This window comes from Streptomyces griseoruber (assembly GCF_001514205.1).
Lineage (GTDB): Bacteria > Actinomycetota > Actinomycetes > Streptomycetales > Streptomycetaceae > Streptomyces > Streptomyces griseoruber.
Genome location: NZ_KQ948765.1, coordinates 460,946 through 478,990 on the forward strand (window position 1 = coordinate 460,946; position 18,045 = coordinate 478,990).

The following is an 18,045-nucleotide window of genomic DNA, read 5'->3' on the forward strand; positions in this document are numbered from 1 at the left end:
GGCTGTGCTCCTCGTGCTCCTCGTGCTCCTCGTGCTCCTCGTGCCCGCCGGTGCCGAGTGGCCCCGGCTTCGGACCGGACGACCCATGGTCGTCGCGGGACCGTGGGCACACGCTGGTCCTGGCTCTTCACGCCCCTCGGCCCCACCGCCCAGTCACCGGACGAACCTCGAAGGAGTGGCCATGCACGGCACCCCGCACATCGTCAGCGATGTCATGACCCACACGGTCGCCGCGGTCGGCCGCAAGGCGGCGTTCAAGGACATCGTGCGGATGATGCAGGACTGGAAGGTCAGCGCCCTGCCCGTGATCGAGGGCGAGGGCCGCGTCGTCGGGGTCGTCTCGGAGGCGGATCTGCTGCCCAAGGAGGAGTTCCGCGACAGCGACCCGGACCGGTACACGCAACTGCGGCGCCTGAAGGACCTGGCCAAGGCCGGCGCCGTGAGCGCGGAGGAACTCATGACCTCCCCCGCGCTCACCGTCCGCGCGGACGCCACACTGGCCCAGGCCGCCCGGACCATGGCCCGGGCGAAGGTCAAGCGGCTCCCGGTGGTCGATGCCGTGGGCATGCTCCAAGGGGTCGTCAGCCGTGCCGACCTGCTCAAGGTCTTCCTCCGCGCCGATGAGGAGATCGCCGAGGAGGTACGGCGCGAGGTCGTGTCCTACCTGTTCCCCCTGCCGGGCTCCAGCGTGCGGGTAGCCGTGCGCGACGGCGTGGTGAGGCTCGTCGGCCAGGTCCGGGACACCTCACTGGTACCGGTGGCGGCGAGACTGGTCCGCGCCGTCGAGGGTGTCGTGGACGTGGACTTCGACCTCTCCCGCGGCACAGCGCCGGGGGACACGCCCGCGGCGGACACCGAGAGCCTCGGTTCCCCTTGACGCCTCCCCGCTCGTCGAGGGTCGTCGACGCCCCGGTCCACGAGGCGATGCGCGCCTCCACCGACGGCATCCTGTGACGGGTATCGCGGGCGTATCGGAAATCGCATACGCCACCGCAACCGGCCTCCGTGTCCCATGGGCGCATGAACCCCGACGCATCCCTGGCAACACCGTCCCGCCGCAGGCGCGGGACCGTGCTCCCCGGCCCGCCGCGGTCGCCGAGCGGGGCCCCCTAGGGCTTGGGCCTGGGCCTGGACGGCCGGCCCCGCGGGCATCGGTCCGATCCGGGCGAGGTGCCGGCGCAGGAGAACGTGTGTGCCGTTCACCGGTGTGGAGGGCGCGCGAAGCGGGCCGCCCCGGCGTCGGGTGTGCTCGGCTACGCTGGACGCGGAGGTGCCAAGTGGCGGCAGATCAGCGGGAGTTGCGCGAGGCGCCGGAGTCCACGACCGTCGTGGTGATCGGTGCGGGTCCGGCCGGGCTGACCGTGGCCACGCTGCTGCGCAGATGCGGCATCGACTGTGTCGTCCTGGAGCGCCGCAGCCGCGAGTACGTCGCGCAGCGGCAGCGGGCCGGCATCGTCGAGAGCCGTGCCGTCCGGATGTTCGCGTCCTGGGGGCTGGCCGACCTGGTGCTGGGCGGCCCGCCGCACGACGGCATCCTGGAGTTCAGGGTGGACGGCGAGAGCCACCTCGTCGACGACCGCGACGGCTCCGAGGGCCCCGGGGCGCGGCTGTGTCCCCAGCAGGTCCTGGTCCAGAAGCTCACCGCCGCCTGTCTCGCCGACGGCGGCGACCTGCGCCACGAGGCGGCCGACGTCTCCCTGCACGACCTGACCGGCGACCGCCCGACCGTCCGCTACCGCTCCGCCGACGGCACCCTGCACACGATCACCTGCGACTTCGTCGCCGGCTGCGACGGTGATCACGGCGTCACCCGCACCGCCGTCCCCGACGGCGTCCTCACCGCGCACACCCACGACCACGGCATCGGCTGGCTCACCGTCCTCGCCGATGCCCCGCCCCCCGCCCACCCCCTGCTCGCCGTCAGCTCACAGGGCTTCGCCGCACACTTTCCCCGCGGACCGCACAGCAGCCGCTACTACCTCCAGTGCCCGCCCGACGACCACCCCGACGCCTGGCCCGACGACCGCGTCTGGGACGCGCTGCGCACCAGGCTCGCCGACCCCGCCCTCGTCGCGGGCCCGATCACCGACCGCGAGACCTTCCGGCTGCGCAGCCTCGTCCACGACCCGATGCGGTACGGCCGGCTGTTCCTCGTCGGGGACGCCGCCCACATCGTGTCCCCCATGGGCGGCAAGGGCATGAACCTCGCCCTGTACGACGCCGACCTCTTCGTCCGTGCGGTTCGGGACCATGTCCGCGACCAGGACGACACCGGGCTGCGCACCTACTCGCAGCGCTGCCTGCGGCGTGTCTGGAACGACCAGGAGTTCTCCCACTGGCTGACCCGGACGGTCCACGACGCCGGCGACGACACCGACTCCGGCCCGTTCCTGCGCCAACTGGCCCGCTCCCGCCTCGACCGGCTCTTCACCTCCCCGACGGCCGCGCAGGCCTTCGCGGAACTGATGACCGGGCTGGACCCGGCCTGAGCCCCGCACCGGCACCTGCCCCGTGGTCGTCGCCGACACCGCCGGTGCCGGAGCGCCTCATCGGGGCTCCCTGACGACGAGCGGGCTACTGGTTCTTGAAGTACTTCCTGGCCAGCGACTTGCCCAGAGCGGTGAGGACGAGCCCCTGCCCGTTGATCTGCACGAGGGGCTTGGGGGCCGTCTCCTTCGCCTTCAGGACGGCCATGCCCTCCTCCAGCTGGTCCGGCGTGAGCTCCAGCTTCGCGGCGAGGTCCGCGTTGTCGGCCCCCCGGTCGAACGCGAGGGGCGACTGCCCGTGGAGTCTGGTCATGATGGCCAGCGCGATCGGGTGCCGCGCCCACACCGGCTCCGCCGCTGGGGGCAGGACGTTGACGGCCGCGGACGTGGACGGGCCCGCCTGAGGCAGGCTCTTGAAGGCGCGTTCGCCTTCGTTCTTCCAGTACTCGGCCGCCTCCGTCTGCTGGTGCGTACGGTAGCGGTCCAGGGTCCGCCGGATCAGATCCGTGTAGTCGGTGCCGGTCACCGGGTTGCGCGGCGCCCGGTAGGGGTTGTACGGGACACCGAAGTTGGCCGCCATATCCATGACGAAGTGGTAGCGGTGGATGTCGGTGAGGTCCCGGCGGTAGTCCGTGTACCACAGCGCCATCAGCGCGTAGGCGATGCTCTCCTTCATCTGCGCGTCCGCGCCGGTGACATGGGCCAGCTTCATGAGCTTGCCGGTGGTCCGCGAGGGGCCGAGCGAGACCGGGTAGCCGAGCCGGCCCGCCGTGTCGACCTGCGGGTTCCTCTGGTTGGGGGTGGCCTTGTCGCCGCGGAAGGTCTGGTCCACCGGCTGCCGCTCGAGCTCGGGGCCGGTCCCCGGGCCGACGCCGTCGAGGGTCCAGCCGGGCAGGTTCACCTCGGCGGAGGGGTTCTCCTGGCCCTTGAGGACGTACCCCTTGAACTCCTCCTGCGTCACCTCGACGTGGTTCTGCATCCCCTCGATCTTGTAGAGGATCTCGGCGACGTCGTGGACGGCGCTGATGAGCGTGGCGAACCTCTCGGGTTGGGGCTCGGCGAGGATGCCGGCGAGCGTCTTCTCGCCGTACTCGACGAAGGGGAGGTACAGGCGCCCCAGGGCGGCCAGTTGTGCCGTCGTGGAGTCGAGCTGCCCGGCCAGTTGCTCGCTCTCGGCGCGCCGCTCCGCGAGCCACGGGGAGAGGCGGGTCTCGATGAACTCGGCGAGTTTCTGGCGGATCCTCTCGTCCAGCACGACCGACTGGGCGATCTGCTGCTCGACATCGGCGACGGGAAGCGCCCTGACCCGGTGCAGGACGGCGGAAGCGGCTTCCTCGGGCGTCTTGTAGTGGCGCCACAGGGCGTCCTTGGCGCCCTCGGGGCGAGGGGAGCCGTTCGCCTGCGGGTTGGTCTGCTTCGGCGCGGCCATCCACTCGTCGAGCACCCGGATGATGGCGGGCCTGGTCTCCCGGTCCTCCCAGGCATCGCCCAGCGGGGTGCTCTGCACGGCGAGGCGGATCCTGTCGTAGGTGGTCTCCGCGTCCTGCTCGCCGTCGGCCTCCCTGGCCTTGGCGCCCAGCGTCAGCACCCGCTGCACCACGGGCCGTCCGGAAGCCTGCCCGCCGGGACCGGCGGGTGCGTCGACCGCCTCGCCGCGCGGCGGGCCGCTCATCACCCGCCGGGCCGTGGCCTCGGCCTCCTGCTCGAAACGGTCGGACGGGTCGGACAACCGCGTTCCGTCGCCCGTGTCGGTACCCGCGACCGGGCCACGCCGCTGCTGGATCACATGGGTCAGCTCGTGCGCGAGGGTGTGCCGGTCGGCCCCGCCCGCGCCGATCACCACATGGTTGCCGGACGTGTAGGCGCGGGCCCCGATCTCCGCCGCCGAGCGCTGGGCGGCGCCGTCGGTGTGCACCCGTACGTCGGCGAAGCCGGCGCCGAGGCGCGCCTCCATCTCCGTGCGCAGCGGGGTCTCCAGCGGCCGGCCCGCCGACCGCAGGACCTCGTGCACGGCCGAGCGCTGCACCGCGGGGCCGTGACCGCACTGGGCGTCGTGCGTGTGCCGCTGCTCCTCGACGGCCTGGGCCACCGCAGCGTTGCCCGCCAGGCGCTGGAGCGCCAGCAGTGTGGCGCCGGGCCCGGGCGGTACGTCCGTACGGCGCGCGGAGCCCGTCGTACGGACCTTGCCGCTCCCCTGCTCCTGCGCGCGCACCGGGCTCCCTCCCACATGACCACGACCTCTCATCCTTACCTCCCGGACCGCACCTCCGAAAGGACCAGGAGGGCAGCCATGAGGGCACCCACGTGGACGACCGGCCCGCGGCCGTCGCAGCCACGACCTTCGACCGCGGCCCGGAGGAGCCGGCGCGGCACCCCTGGGCGGCCGGCTGCCGGAGAAGCGCCGGTTCGGCCTACCGGGCACCGGGCAGGCGCTGCCGCGCGGCTTCCAGGGCGGAGCACCGGCGGTGCGGTGCCGAACTCCGGGAAGACCGGCCGCCGCGGGCTCATGTGAACCGGCGGGGCTACGGCGCTGATCTGCTGCGGGCGGGGGCGACGCTCGCCGCGGGCAGCGACTGGCCGGTCAGCAGCCCCGACCCGCTCCAGGCCGTCCATGTCGCCGTCAACCGGGTCTCCCCCGACGCCCCCGAGGGCACCCCCGAGTTCCGACCTCGTCGTCCTGGACCGGGACCCGTTCGCGGGGCCGCCCGAGGAGATCGCGAGCACCCGGGTCCTTCAGACCCTCGTGGCCGGTGAGCGGGTCCACGCGGCCCCCGACGCCTGATCCGGCTCAGGAGACCGGGGCCGGTTCGCGCGACGGGATCCAGCGCAGATGGACGCTCCGGTCGGCGGAGTCGGAGCGGAGCAGCGACAGCCGGGGGCGTACGGCGTCGGTGCGCGAGGCCGGCGGCCTGCGGCGGCCCGCGGCGAACGGCAGCGGCCACTCTGCTCCCGGCCCCCGGTACTCCTGCTCGGCGGCCGCGTGCAGCGTCCAGTGCGGGTCGTACAGATGGGTGCGTCCCACGGCGCACAGGTCGGCGCGGCCCGCGAGCAGGAGGGAGTTGACGTCGTCGTAGGAGGCGATGGCGCCGACGGCGATGACGGCCGTACCGGTGGCGGCGGCGACCTCGTGCCGGATGCGGTCGGCGAACGGGGTCTGGTAGGAGCGGCCGAAGGCGGGCCGCTCGTCCTTGGTGACCTGGCCGGAGGAGACGTCGATGGCGTCCGCGCCGTGCGCGATGAAGGCGCGGGCGATCTCCACGGCGTCGTGCTCGGTGGTGCCGTCGGGCACCCAGTCGCTGGCGGAGATGCGCACGATCACCGGGCGCCCGGCCGGCCATGCCGCGCGCACGGCGTCGAAGACCTCCAGCGGGAAGCGCAGCCGGTTCTCCAGCGGGCCGCCGTACTCGTCGGTGCGGCGGTTGGCGACCGGCGAGAGGAAGGAGGACAGCAAGTAGCCGTGGGCGCAGTGGAGTTCGAGCAGGTCGAAGCCCGCCTCGGCGCCCCGGTGGGCGGCGGCGGTGAAGTCCTCGAGGATCCGGTCCAGGTCGGCGCGGGTCAGCTCGCGCGGCACGGGCGAGCCCTCGCCGTACGGCAGCGGGGACGGCCCGACCGTCTCCCAGTTGCCCTCGGGCAACGGGTCGTCCATGCCCTCCCACATCAGCCGGGTCGAGCCCTTGCGTCCGGAGTGGCCGAGCTGGAGGCCGATACGGGCGGTGCTGCGCTCGTGGACGTACGACACGATCCGCGCCCAGGACGCACGCTGTTCGTCGTTCCACAGGCCGGTGCAGCCGGGGGTGATGCGGGCCTCGGGCGAGACGCAGACCATCTCCGTCATCACCAGTCCGGCCCCGCCCATCGCCTTGGAGCCGAGGTGGACGAGATGGAAGTCGCCGGGCACACCGTCCACGGCGGAGTACATGTCCATCGGGGACACGACGACCCGGTTCTTCAGCTCCAACTGCCCCAGCCGGTAGGGCTGGAACATCGCCGGTGCGGTGCCGTCGAGCCCCTGTGCCCGGGCGAAGGCGGTGTCCACCCGGTCGGCGAACTCCTGGTCCCGGGTGCGCAGATTGTCGTAGGTGATGCGGCGGGAGCGGGTGAGGAGGTTGAAGCAGAACTGGGTGGGCTCCTGGTGGACGTACATGCCGATGTTCTCGAACCACTCCAGGGACGCCTGCGCGGCCCGCTGGGTGGACTCCACGACGGGGCGCCGTTCGGTCTCGTACGCCGTCAACGCGGCCTCGGTGTGCGGGTGTTCGTGCAGGCAGGCGGCGAGGGCGAGGGCGTCCTCCATGGCCAGCTTGGTGCCCGAGCCGATGGAGAAGTGCGCGGTGTGGGCGGCGTCGCCGATCAGGACCAGATTGCCGTGGTGCCAGCGTTCGTTGCGCACGGTCGTGAAGTTCAGCCACTTGGAGTTGTTGGCGAACACCTGGTGGCCGTCGAGGGCGCCGACGAACACCTCCCGGACGCGGGCCACCGACGCGTCGTCGGAGACGCCCGGTGGGAAGACGACGTCCTCGGTGGCGTCGAAGCCGGCCCGCCGCCAGACGTCCTCGTGCATCTCGACGATGAAGGTGGAGCCGGTGGCGGAGTAGGGGTAGCCGTGGACCTGCATGACGCCCCACTCCGTCTGCTCGACGAAGAACTGGAAGGCTTCGAAGACCCGGTCCGTGCCGAGCCACATGTACTTGTTGGGGCGGCGGTCCAGGGAGGGGCGGAAGACGTCCGCGTGGGCGGCCCGTACGGCGGAGTTGACGCCGTCGGCGCCCACCACCAGGTCGTGCGAGGCGCACAGGTGGGCGGTGTCGGGGGCGGGGGTCGAGAAGTGCAGGGTGACGCCGAGGGCGCGGCAGCGGTCCTGGAGGAGGCGGAGGAGCTCCTTGCGGCTCATGGCGGCGAAGCCCTGGCCGCCGATGGTGTGGGTCTCGCCCCGGTAGTGGATGTCGATGTCGGTCCAGCGGGCGAAGCGGCGGGACATGGCCTCGGCGATGTCGGTGTCGGCGTTCCCGATGCCGCCGAGGGTCTCGTCGGAGAAGACGACGCCGAAGCCGAAGGTGTCGTCGGGGGCGTTGCGTTCCCAGACGGTGATGTCGTGGGCGGGATCGAGCTGTTTCATCAGGGCCGCGAGGTAGAGACCTCCCGGGCCACCGCCGATGATCGCGATTTTCAAGGGAGTTCCTCTCACTGCCCGCCGGCCTGTTCGGCCTCGACGATCCTGCGGAGTGCGAACCGCTGGAGTTTTCCGCTGGTGTTGCGCGGCAGGGCGCCGTGGAAGCGCACGTCACGCGGGTACTTGTAGGGCGCGAGGACCTGTTTGACGTGGTCCTGGATCTCCTTGGCCTTCGTCTCGTCGCCCTTGACGCCGTCCCGCAGCACGACGAACGCGCAGACGACCGAGCCGCGTTCGGGATCGGGCCGGGCCACGACCGCCGATTCGACGACGTCCGGGTGGGTGTCGATGGCGGCTTCCACCTCGGGGCCGCCGATGTTGTAGCCGGAGGAGACGATCATGCTGTCGCTGCGGGCGTGGTAGTGGAAGTAGCCGTCCTCGTCCCGGTGGAAGACGTCCCCGGTGATGTTCCAGCCGTTCAGGACGTAGTCACGCTGGCGGGGGTCGTCGAGGTAGCGGCAGCCGACGGGGCCGATCACACCGAGTCGGCCCGGTTCGCCGGGGCCGAGTTCCGTGCCGTCCACGTCGAGGACGGCGGCGCGGTAGCCGGGGACCGCGCGGCCGGTGGCGCCGGGGCGGATGTCGTCGCCGGCGGCGGAGATGAAGATGTGCAGCAGTTCGGTGGCGCCGATGCCGTCGACCACCTTCAGCCCGATGCGGCTGTGCAGGTCGTCCCAGGTGGAGCGGGGGATGTGCTCGCCCGCCGAGACGCCGACCCGCAGTCCGGTCAGTCCGCTCTCCGCTCCTTCGCGCAGGATGGCCCGGTAGGCGGTGGGCGCGGTCGCGAGGACGGTGACGCCGTGCCGGTGCACGAGGTCGGCGAGCTGGAGCGGGGTGGCGGACTCGGTGAGCAGGGCGCAGGCGCCGGCCCGCAGCGGGAAGACGACCAGCATGCCGAGGCCGAAGGTGAAGGCCAGGGGGGCGGTGCAGGCGACCAGGTCGTCGGGGACCAGGCCGAGGGTGTGGCGGCCGAAGGTGTTGTCGATGGACAGGATGTCCCGGTGGAAGTGCATGGTGATCTTGGGGACGCCGGTGGATCCGGACGTCGGGCCGAGCAGCGCCACGTCGTCGGCGGCGGTGTCCACGTCGGTGAACTCGCCGGACTTGGCGGCGGTCCGGGCGAGGAGGTCCTCGGGGCCGGTGCCGCCGTACTCCACGACGGTCAGCGAGGGCAGCACGGTGTCGCGCAGGGTGTGGACGTCCTCGGCGAACCGGTGGTCGACCAGGGCGACGCAGGGCCGGGTGCGTTCGGCGACCGGGGCGAGTTCGCGGACGCGCAGGGCGGCCATGGTGGTGACGACGACTCCGCCGGCCTTGAGGACGCCGAGCCAGCAGGCCACCGTCCAGGGGGTGTTGGGCGAGCGGAGCAGGACGCGCCCGCCCGGTATCAGGCCGAGGTCCTCGGTGAGGACCTGGGCGACCTGGTTGGCGCGGGTGCGCAGCTCGCCGTACGTCCACAGGTCTCCGGCGGGGGTGCGCAGCGCCGGGCGGTCGGGGCCGTACCGCGCGACGGGGACGTCGATCAGCTCGGTCGCCGCGTTGAGGCGGTCCGGGTAGGCCAGTTCCGGCGTGGTGAACTCGATCGCCGGCCACTGGTGCGCGGGCGGCAGATGGTCGCGGGTGAAGGTGTCGACGTGCGCCGAGGGCGCGAGAGCGCGGGGTCTGGGAGGTGGGAAGGGAGGGGTCAACGGACGTGTTCCTTCCGGGATCCCGCCCGGTCACGGGGCGGGTCAGGCGGGGCGGATCAGGCCCTCCTGGACGACGGTGGCCAGGTGGCGGTGGTCGCGGGTGAAGAAGCGGCCCGTGCCGAGACCGCGGCCCGCGTCGGCGGCGGCCGCTTCCTGGACGTAGAGGAGCCAGTCGCCCATCGGTGCCGGGCGGTGGAACCACATGGCGTGGTCGAGGCTCGCGGTGACCAGCCCGGGCTGCGACCAGGGCAGGTCGAGGACCCGCAGGACGGGTTCGAGGATCGTGTAGTCGCAGACGTACGCGAGGGCGGCCAGGTCCCGTTGGGCGTCGGTGAGTCCGTCGACGGGGCGCAGCGGGTCGTACGGCCTGATCCAGACCGCCTGGTGCGGCAGGCGGTCTCCTTCGACGGTGAGGTAGACCGGGCCCGGGACGTGCCGCATGTCGAAGCCGCGGCCGCCGGACCAGTAGGTCCTGACGTCCTCGGACAGGGGCGTGTCGGCGTGCCGGGCGAGGTACTCGGCCGAGGTGGGCAGGCCCTCGGGGCCGGGCACCTCCTCGGCGAGGGTGGCGTGGAAGGCCGAACCGGCCTCGCCCGTCGCGAAGTTGGCGAGGCAGACGTAGAGCGGCTTGCCGTTCTGGTGGCCGCGCACCTGGCGGGTGCTGTAGCCGCGGCCGTCGCGCAGCACCTCCACCTCGTAGCGGACCTCGGCCCCGATGTCGGCCGGGCGCAGGAAGTAACTGTGCATCGAGTGCAGCGACTTGCCGTCGGCGACCGACCGCATGGCGGCCGCGGCCGCCTGGGCGACCAGGTCGCCGCCGTAGGCCTTGGGCCAGGGGCAGGGCTGGGTGACGGCGGTGAAGGCGAGGTCGAAGTGCTCGGGCTCGGCGGGCTTCAGGGTGACGGCGGCGGTGAAGACGGCCGAGGTCGGTGCCGGGCCGGTCATCGGTCGAGCCAGTCGCGCAGCTCGGCGTCGGCGATGTCGGGCAGGTTGACGACGATGTTCTCCGGGGTGCGGGTCGTCATCCAGGTCAGGGGCTTGGTGCGGGAGAGGTTGCACTCGACGTGCGGCATGAAGGGCGGCACGAAGACCCAGTCGCCCTCCTCCATGTCGACGTAGTCCTCGAACTTCTCGCCGAAGTAGATCCGGGCCCGGCCGGACAGGACGTAGCCGCCGGTCTCGGCCTCGCCGTGGTGGTGGGAGACGGAGCGGTAGCCGGGCTCGTTGCTGACCTTTCCGAACCACAGACGGGTGGCGGGGGTGTGCTGGATGCTCACGCCGGAGACCCGGACGGCGCCGCCCGAGTCGGCGGTGTCCGCGTTCTCCAGTCCGCCGCGGGTGACGACGGGGGCGACGATGCCGCTGGGCAGGCGGTACATCGCGTTGTCGCCCTCCAGCCGGTACTTGCTGAGGTCGGGCTCCATGACATGGGCTCCGTTCGGTCGGGGCGGTCGGGTCCGGGATCCGATGTCTCGTATTTTTCACCGTCGTCAATTAAAGTCAATACATCGGTCCGATCGTGGACCCTGCCAGCACCCGACGCTCCGGAGGCCGTATGCCCCCCGTCCCCGTCAATCCGGACTCCCTCCCTCAGCCCAGCGGCTACGCGCACGGCACGCTGGCGGGGAACACGCTGTACCTGGGCGGACAGACCGCACTGGACGCCGATATGAAGATCGTTCCGGGCGGTGTCGTGGAGCAGTTCCGGCAGGCGTTCGGGAATCTGCTCACCACCCTGCGGGCGGCGGGCGGCGAGCCCGGGGACCTGGTCAGCGTGACGCTGTACCTCACCGACATCCCCGACTACCAGGCGCACGGCAAGGAGATCGGCAAGGTCTGGCGCGAGCTCGCCGGACCGGTCTACCCCGCGATGGCCGGCATCGGCTGCACCGCGCTCTGGCAGCCCGAGGCGGTGATCGAGATCCTCGGGGTCGCGGTGATCCCGGAGGAACGACTCGTCACCCCGCGGCCGTAGGGGGCCGGCATGAGACTCGCGTCCTTCACCCTGGACGGCGTACGGCGGGCCGGCGCCGTGGACGAGCCCGAGCAGACGGTCACCCTGCTGCCCGGCACCGTGGACGACATCGTGCGCGGCGGCGCCGAGGCCCTCGACGCGGCCCGCGCGGCGCGCGGCGCGACCCTGGAGCTGTCCCGGGTCCGCCTGGAATCGCCGCTGCACCGCTTCCGCCGCGACATCCTGTGCACCGGCTGGAACTACCTCGACCACTTCGAGGAGTCACGCGGCAAGCGCGAGGGCCAGGACCCCGCGAGCCTGCCCGAGCACCCGGCCTTCTTCACCAAGGGCCCCGACACCGTCATCGGCCCGTACGACGCCATCGCCTACGACCCCGGCCTCTCCGCGCAGTGGGACTACGAGGCGGAGATCGCCCTCGTCATCGGCCGCGACGGACGCTCGATCCCCGAGGAGAAGGCGCTGGACCACGTCTTCGGCTACCTGGTCGCCAACGACGTCTCCCAGCGCGACCTCCAGCGCGCCCACGGCGGCCAGTGGCTCAAGGGCAAGAGCATCGACGCGACCATGCCGCTCGGCCCCTGGCTGACCACGGCCGACGAGATCGACGACCTGACGGCCCTGCGGGTGCAGTGCGAGGTCAACGGCCGGCTGCTCCAGAACGCGACCAGCGGCCAGATGGCCTTCCCCTTCGCCCGGATCATCGCCGAGCTGAGCCACGGCATGACCCTGCGCGCCGGGGACGTGGTCCTCACCGGCACCCCCAGCGGCATCGGCAACGCGCGCGAGCCGCAGATCTTCCTGGAGGACGGCGATCTCGTCGTCACCCGGGTCAGCGGGCTGGGCGAGCTGCGCAACACCGTGACGCGGACCCGGCTGACATAGGGTGCCGGGAATGACCGCGCAGACGACCTCGGCGAGCGCCCCGGCGGGCGACCGCGAGTCCCGCCACGCCCCGCTCATCCTCACCCTGTTCGGGCTCTACGCCCGTGACGGGCGCCACTGGCTCTCGGTCGCGTCACTGATCGCCCTGATGGCGGACCTCGGGGTGGAGAGCCGGGCCGTACGGTCCTCGATTTCGCGGATGAAACGCCGCGAGGTGCTGCGCGGCGAGCGCCTGGCGGGGGTCGCCGGGTACACGCCGGCCGACGCGACCCTTCAGACACTCGCCGAGGGAGACGTGCGCATCTTCCGGCGGACCCGGGCCTCCCGTGCGGACGGCTGGGTGCTGGTGGTGTTCTCCGTGCCCGAGTCCGAGCGCGAGAAGCGGCACGAGCTGCGCACGGTCCTGACCCGGCTCGGCTTCGGCACGGCGGCCTCGGGGGTGTGGGTCGCGCCCGGGAACCTGGCGGCCGAGACGCGGCGCACCCTGGAACGCCGGGAGCTGTCCGCGTACGTGGACCTGTTCACCGGTGACCACTTCGCCTTCGGGGACCCGCGGGAGAAGATCCGCTCCTGGTGGGACCTCGACGAACTCACCGAGCTGTACGCGGACTTCCTGCGCCGCCACGGCCCCGTCCTCGACGCGGCGCTGGAGCGCGCGCCGGAGCCCCTGGAGGCGTTCCGGACCTATGTGCCGATGCTGACCCAGTGGCGGCGGCTGCCCTACCGGGACCCCGGCCTCCCCCTCGACCTGCTGCCGCGGGACTGGAAGGGGGTGGCCGCGGCCGAGCTGTTCGAGCGGCTCGACGCCCTGCTCAGACCCGCCGCGGCGGCCCATGCCGCGGCGGTGGTCACGGCCTGAGGCCGCTCGCTCGCCCGGCGGTTCACGCTCAGAGCGTGAGCAGCTCCTCGTAAAACCCGCCGAAACCGCGTTCGCGGTCGACGAGGTGGATCTCCAGGATCCAGTGGCAGCGGCGGCCCGCCTTGTCGGTGCGGCGCAGTGGGGTGTCGTTGGCGGGGGTGACGTACGACTCGACGTCCGCGCCGTCGATCCACTCGTGCGGGAACTCTCCGACCAGATGGCCGGCGTGCCAGCCGCCCAGCTCCCAGCCGGCCTCGGCGGCCAGCCGCTCGACCTCGGCGTACAGCCGCTTGCCGGTGATGTCGGGGTCGCCCTCGAAGAAACGGCGGCCGGCCGCGAAGACCTTCGGCAGGTCGTCGCGGAGCCGGTGCTTGACCGGGTCGTCGCCGAGGACGAAGGTCCGGCCGAAGTCGGCCTCGTACTCCTCGAAGATCGGCCCGAAGTCGGCGAACACGATGTCGTCCGCGCCGATCAGCCGGTCCGGCGGGTTCTCCTTGTACGGCTTCAGCGTGTTCGGGCCCGAGCGCACGATCCGCTTGTGCCAGTGACGGGTCGTGCCGAACAGCTCGTTCGCCAGGTCACGGATGCGGTCGCTGACCGCGCGCTCCCCCTGGCCCGGCACGACGAGGGCCCGCTCCTCGATCTCCGCGAAGAGCCGAACGGCCTTCGCCTGAGCATCCAGCAAGCGCGCCGCGCGGGTGGCTTCGTCATCCGTCATACCCGGGAGGGTACAAGTGACCATGCTCGGACCGACGCCGAGGACCGCGGTCGGCGGCGGCAGTCCTCCGCCGGTGCGGCGACCGGCGCCGGGGTCAGCCGCCGACGGCCGCCAGGCGTTCGCTGATCCGTTCGGCGGTGGCGACGCCGCGGACGCCGACGCGGACGGTGCCGACGCCCACCCGGATACGGGTAATTCAAGGAGGCCGAAACGTGAACTACGGGTGCCGGTCCAGGGCGGCGCGGGTCATCAGGCCGGCCAGGGCCGAGCGGGACGGAACCGAGGTCTTGCGGTAGATGGCCGACAGGTGGGTCTCGACGGTGCGGCGGCTGAGGAACAGCTTGGTGGCGATGGCCTGGTTGCTCAGCCCCTCGGCGACGAGTTCGGCGATCTGCCCTTCTCGTGGGGTGAGTTGGTCGAGTTCGGTGGGGGCGGGCGGGGGTTCCTCGGTCCGGGGGCGTACCAGTGCGGCGAGGTCGGTCAGGAGGTGGGCGCCGCCGGTGTCGGCGAGGCGGCGGCCCCGTTCCCACAGCGTGGCGGCGTGCGGGTGGTCGCCCGCCGCCTGTGCCTGGGTGGAGGCGAGCAGCAGGGAGTACGCCTCCCACAGGATGGCGCCGGAGGGGGCGTAGGCCTGGGCGGCGTCCTCGAGGAGGCGGGCGGCGGTGCTCGGGTCGCCATGGTGCTGGGCGAGCGCGGCCCGGGCCCGCAGGGCCGCCCCGCGCTGGCCGTTCAGCCCGATGCGGTCGGCTTCCTGCGCGGCCCGGGCGGCCCAGTGCGCGGCCTGTTCGGGGTCGCCGGTGGCGAGGGCGGTCGCGACGAGGGTGTCGAGCTGCCCGGGGCGGGTGGAGGGTTGCAGGCCGTGCAGGTCGGGGCCGCCGGCGCGCAGGATGGCGTCCTGGGCGCGGTGGGGGTCGCCGCCGACCAGGGCGATGTGGCCGAGGACGCAGCCGGCCAGGGAGGCCCACCAGTGGCGGCTGGTGCCGGCGGCGGCCACGGCCTCCTCGGCCGTCGCGAGGGCCTGGGTGTCGCCGAGCGGGCGGCGCAGCAGGAGGATCAGTGCCTTGAAGCTCAGGGTGAAGGCGAGCAGGTCGCCGCTGGCGACGGCGCGGGCCACGGATTCCGCTTCCTCGGCCGCGGCGAGGGCGGTGGGCAGCCGGCAGGTGGTCAGGTGGAGGAAGGCCCGGGCGGTGAGCAGATGGGGCAGGACGTGGACCTGCCCGGCGCGGCGGGCGATGTCCAGTCCTCGGTCGGTGTGGCGTTCGGCGTCGGCGTGGCGTTCGAGGAGGGCTTCGGCCCAGGCCAGCCAGACCAGCGCCTCGGAGAGTTCGGTGAGGTCGGGGTCGGTCAGTGCGTCGGCGATGGCGGCGGCGGCCCCGGCCGACCGCGTCGCCGCCGCCGTGTCGCCCTCGTAGGCCTCGCCCAGCGCGGCCAGCGCCAGCGCGCCCAGTTCTCCCATCAGGTCGTCGTGGGAGCGGGCCACCGCGAGCGTGCGGTGGATGTCGTCGCGGACGGCCGGGTAGCTGACGGTGTTCAGGGCGGCCATGCCGAGTGCGAGGCCCAGGGAGACCGCCTGACGCGGCCCGGGGCCGGGCTCGCGGGTCAACTCCCGCTGGAGCAGGGCGGTCGCCTCCGGGGAGTGCCCCAGATGCCGTTCCATCATGGCGCACAGCGCCGTCGCGTCCCCGCGCAGTACGGCGTCGTCGGGGCCGCAGCGGCTGATCAGCGTGTGGAGCAGGTCCCGGCTCTCGCGCAGAGCGCCGCCGACCGCGAGCGCCCTGGCGCGGGCCAGTGTCAGCTCGTCGCGCCGGGCCGTGTGGGCGGGGGTGTCCGGCATCAGCCGCAGGACGACCTCCAGCAGATGGGCGGCCGTCGCGGGCGCGGTGTGGGCGTACCCGGCGGCCGCCTCGGTCAGTACGGCCGCCGACACCGGGTTCCAGCCCGTCAGCGACCGCTCGACATGATGGGCGCGCTCGGCGGCGCGGGCACCGGTGCGGGCCAGTTCCTCCGCGACGGCGCGGTGCAGCTCGGCGCGGCGCGGCGCGGGGGTGTTCTCGTAGACCAGCGCCCGCAGCAGCGGATGACGCAGCATCCAGCGGCCGTCGGACCCCGTGCGCAGCAGATCCCGCCGTACCGCCGCACCGGTACGGGCCTCCAGCTCCTCCGCCGTGGGGTTTCCGGCCACCAGCCGCAGCAGGGCGGGCGTGGCCTGCTCCCCCAGGACCGCCACCGCCTCGACCGTACGGCGCTCCTCCCCGCTCAGTGCCGTCACTTCCTCCAGGAGCAGCGCCGCCAGCCCGTCCGGCACCCCGGAGGCGGTGATCCCGCCGGCCGGGGGCAGGGCCTCTCCCTGCCGGTGGGCGTGCAGCAGGCACCGCAGGTAGAGGGGATTGCCCTCACCGGCCGCGTAGACCCGCCTCGCGTCCTGCGGCGGCAGATCGGGGGCGTGCGCCTCGGTCCACTCCCGCTCGGGCAGCGGCCCCAACGGCACCCGCAGCACGGCCCCCCGGTCCGCGCCCCGGGCCAGCGCGGCGGCGAGCGGGTGCGGGGTCTGCCGCTCCCGCCGGGCGACGGCCAGCGCCACCCGCCCGCGCACCGGATGCCGGATCAGCTGGTCCAGGAGTTCCAGGGACGCCGGGTCCGCCCAGTGCAGATCGTCCAGCGCCAGCACCACTGCGCCCTGTTCCGCGAGGCCGCTCAGCACCTGCGTGACGGCACGGTGGAGACCGAAACGGTCACGGCCCTCGCCCCGCACCGCCGCATCACGCACCCCGTACAGCACCGCGGCCGCCGCCTCCGGCACGGCGCCGGAAGCCAGGAAGGCGGGATCGGCATCGGCGAAGGCATCCGTGAACGGCTGGAAGGGGGTGTACCGCTCGAACTCGGTGGCCGTCCCCCGCAGCACCGTCAGCCCGCGTCGCCGCGCCCGCGTGCCGAGTTCGTCCAGCAGCCGGCTCTTGCCCATGCCGGCGTCCGCGGAGATGTCGACCACGGCGGGAACGCCGTCCCGGCCGAGGCCTGCGATCACCTCGTCGAGCCGCGCGAGTTCATCGGTCCTGCCGACCAGCCGTGTCGCCGTCTCGTCCCGCTCCGGCACCGATTCATCTCCGTCCGTCCGTGTCGTACCGCTTGCGGCCATCATGCCCAAAACGGCGTCCGACCAGGTCTGGCAACCGTCCGGGCCGCCACCGTCGTCCCTTCTGCGGAGCCCTGGTGATCGTCGCCCGGGCGCCCCGGAAGTGGAGGACGGTGGATGTTCGCCCTGCTCGTGGTGCGACTGACGGGACTGGACGCGGGAACCGTGTTCGCGGTTCCGGTGGTGCTCTTCCCGTACGGCGCCGTGCTGAGCGTTGTGCTGCTGGTGGCCGTTGTCGCCGTGCCCGCCCTGCGCTCGCGCCGGACGGTGGCCGTGGTCGCGCTGCTGGCGGTCGCGCAAGTCGCCGTGCTGGTACCGCGCTTCCTGCCCGGTGAGCGGCATGTCCCGGCCGGGGCGGCCGAGTTGCGGGTGGCCACGCTCAACGCGCATGTGGGCAAGGTGGATCCGCGGGCGGTGCTGCGGCTGGTGCGGGCCGAGCGGATCGACGTACTGGCCGTGCAGGAGCTGACCCGGGCCGGGGTCGCGGCGTTCGCCGAGGCGGGTCTGGGCCGGCTGCTGCCCCACCAGGAACTCCACCCCGAGAACGACTCCTCGATCTACTCACGGCTCCCGCTGACCCACGCCGGCCCGCTGGACGCCGGCACCACCTGGCCGCAGACCACCGCGGAGGTGACCGTGGGCGGCCGGACCGTCCGCCTGGTGGCCGTCCACACGTACTACCCGCTCGGTGACGCCGACCGCTGGACACGGGACTTCACCGCGCTCACCGCCGTCGCCCGGGACAGCGGCCCGGACACCGTCTTCCTGGGCGACTTCAACGCCTCCCTCGACCATGCGCCGATGCGCTCCCTGCTCGCGGCGGGGCTCACCGACACGCACGCCGAGCTGGGCCGCGGCTGGGCCCGCACCTGGCCCGCCGACAGGGCGCCGCTCCCGGCCCTGGTCCAGCTCGACCACGTGCTGCACGGCTCCGGCCTGACGGGGGTCTCCGCCGGCGAACGGACCCTGCCGGGCACGGACCACCGGGCGGTGGTGGCGGTGTTGGCGGTACGGCCCGGCGGATGAGGGGTAGGGGCGCGCAGTCCGTCTCGTACCAAAGGTCCCGCCGGACTCCCCGGGAGACGGTCTGCCGATCTCCCGACCCTTTTTCGGCGATTCGTAGCCGAATTCGCC

The 18,045-nt window shown here is 73.0% G+C and carries 13 protein-coding genes and 1 pseudogene; 7 read left to right on the plus strand and 7 right to left on the minus strand.

Annotated features, from left to right (window positions below):
• The first annotated feature begins 181 nt into the window (after positions 1-181).
• The gene (locus AQJ64_RS10385) at positions 182-877 is read left to right on the plus strand and encodes a CBS domain-containing protein (RefSeq protein WP_055635113.1); all 696 of its coding nucleotides are present in this window, start codon (positions 182-184) and stop codon (positions 875-877) included.
• A 400-nt stretch (positions 878-1,277) separates the two neighbouring features.
• Positions 1,278-2,489 (plus strand): 4-hydroxybenzoate 3-monooxygenase, encoded by a 1,212-nt coding sequence (locus AQJ64_RS10390; protein ID WP_059202578.1) that lies wholly within the window; start codon positions 1,278-1,280, stop codon positions 2,487-2,489.
• A gap of 85 nt (positions 2,490-2,574) precedes the next feature.
• Here AQJ64_RS10390 and AQJ64_RS47880 read toward each other — a convergent pair whose 3' ends face one another.
• The gene (locus AQJ64_RS47880) at positions 2,575-4,698 is read right to left on the minus strand and encodes an eCIS core domain-containing protein (RefSeq protein WP_055635206.1); all 2,124 of its coding nucleotides are present in this window, start codon (positions 4,696-4,698) and stop codon (positions 2,575-2,577) included.
• A 320-nt stretch (positions 4,699-5,018) separates the two neighbouring features.
• On the opposite strand from AQJ64_RS47880, the pseudogene AQJ64_RS45535 reads away from it, so the two are divergent.
• A pseudogene (locus tag AQJ64_RS45535) lies at positions 5,019-5,268 on the plus strand (amidohydrolase); the annotation flags it as partial.
• Positions 5,269-5,274: 6 nt separating this feature from the next.
• Here AQJ64_RS45535 and AQJ64_RS10400 read toward each other — a convergent pair.
• The 4 genes from AQJ64_RS10400 to AQJ64_RS10415 are packed head-to-tail and all read right to left on the minus strand — an operon-like array spanning position 5,275 to position 10,768.
• Entirely contained in the window at positions 5,275-7,656 is a 2,382-nt protein-coding gene (locus AQJ64_RS10400) for a bifunctional salicylyl-CoA 5-hydroxylase/oxidoreductase (RefSeq protein WP_055635205.1), read from the minus strand.
• 11 nt (positions 7,657-7,667) lie between these two features.
• Positions 7,668-9,344 (minus strand): AMP-binding protein, encoded by a 1,677-nt coding sequence (locus AQJ64_RS10405; RefSeq protein WP_055635204.1) that lies wholly within the window; start codon positions 9,342-9,344, stop codon positions 7,668-7,670.
• A 42-nt stretch (positions 9,345-9,386) separates the two neighbouring features.
• A complete protein-coding gene (locus AQJ64_RS10410; RefSeq protein WP_055635203.1) occupies positions 9,387-10,289 on the minus strand; it encodes an acyl-CoA thioesterase in 903 nt (300 codons plus the stop codon).
• On the minus strand, positions 10,286-10,768 hold the full coding sequence (locus tag AQJ64_RS10415) for a cupin domain-containing protein (protein ID WP_055635202.1): 483 nt from the start codon (positions 10,766-10,768) through the stop codon (positions 10,286-10,288). The genes AQJ64_RS10410 and AQJ64_RS10415 overlap by 4 nt, the downstream gene beginning before the upstream one ends.
• A gap of 131 nt (positions 10,769-10,899) precedes the next feature.
• On the opposite strand from AQJ64_RS10415, the gene AQJ64_RS10420 reads away from it, so the two are divergent.
• The 3 genes from AQJ64_RS10420 to AQJ64_RS10430 are packed head-to-tail and all read left to right on the plus strand — an operon-like array spanning position 10,900 to position 13,060.
• Entirely contained in the window at positions 10,900-11,319 is a 420-nt protein-coding gene (locus tag AQJ64_RS10420) for a RidA family protein (RefSeq protein ID WP_055635201.1), read from the plus strand.
• Between the two features lie 9 nt (positions 11,320-11,328).
• On the plus strand, positions 11,329-12,201 hold the full coding sequence (locus tag AQJ64_RS10425; protein ID WP_055635200.1) for a fumarylacetoacetate hydrolase family protein: 873 nt from the start codon (positions 11,329-11,331) through the stop codon (positions 12,199-12,201).
• Between the two features lie 10 nt (positions 12,202-12,211).
• On the plus strand, positions 12,212-13,060 hold the full coding sequence (locus AQJ64_RS10430) for a PaaX family transcriptional regulator (protein WP_055635199.1): 849 nt from the start codon (positions 12,212-12,214) through the stop codon (positions 13,058-13,060).
• Positions 13,061-13,088: 28 nt separating this feature from the next.
• On the opposite strand, the gene AQJ64_RS10435 is transcribed toward AQJ64_RS10430, so the two are convergent.
• Together AQJ64_RS10435 and AQJ64_RS10440 are read right to left on the minus strand one after the other, a co-directional pair.
• Positions 13,089-13,778 carry a M24 family metallopeptidase gene (locus AQJ64_RS10435; protein ID WP_055635198.1) on the minus strand — a complete coding sequence of 230 codons (690 nt, stop codon included), beginning with the start codon at positions 13,776-13,778 and terminating at the stop codon, positions 13,089-13,091.
• 217 nt (positions 13,779-13,995) lie between these two features.
• Positions 13,996-16,872 (minus strand): ATP-binding protein, encoded by a 2,877-nt coding sequence (locus tag AQJ64_RS10440; protein ID WP_244902645.1) that lies wholly within the window; start codon positions 16,870-16,872, stop codon positions 13,996-13,998.
• A gap of 156 nt (positions 16,873-17,028) precedes the next feature.
• Here AQJ64_RS10440 and AQJ64_RS10445 point away from each other — a divergent pair, with 156 nt between their 5' ends.
• Positions 17,029-17,937 carry an endonuclease/exonuclease/phosphatase family protein gene (locus AQJ64_RS10445; protein WP_055636814.1) on the plus strand — a complete coding sequence of 303 codons (909 nt, stop codon included), beginning with the start codon at positions 17,029-17,031 and terminating at the stop codon, positions 17,935-17,937.
• The last annotated feature ends 108 nt before the right edge of the window (positions 17,938-18,045 follow it).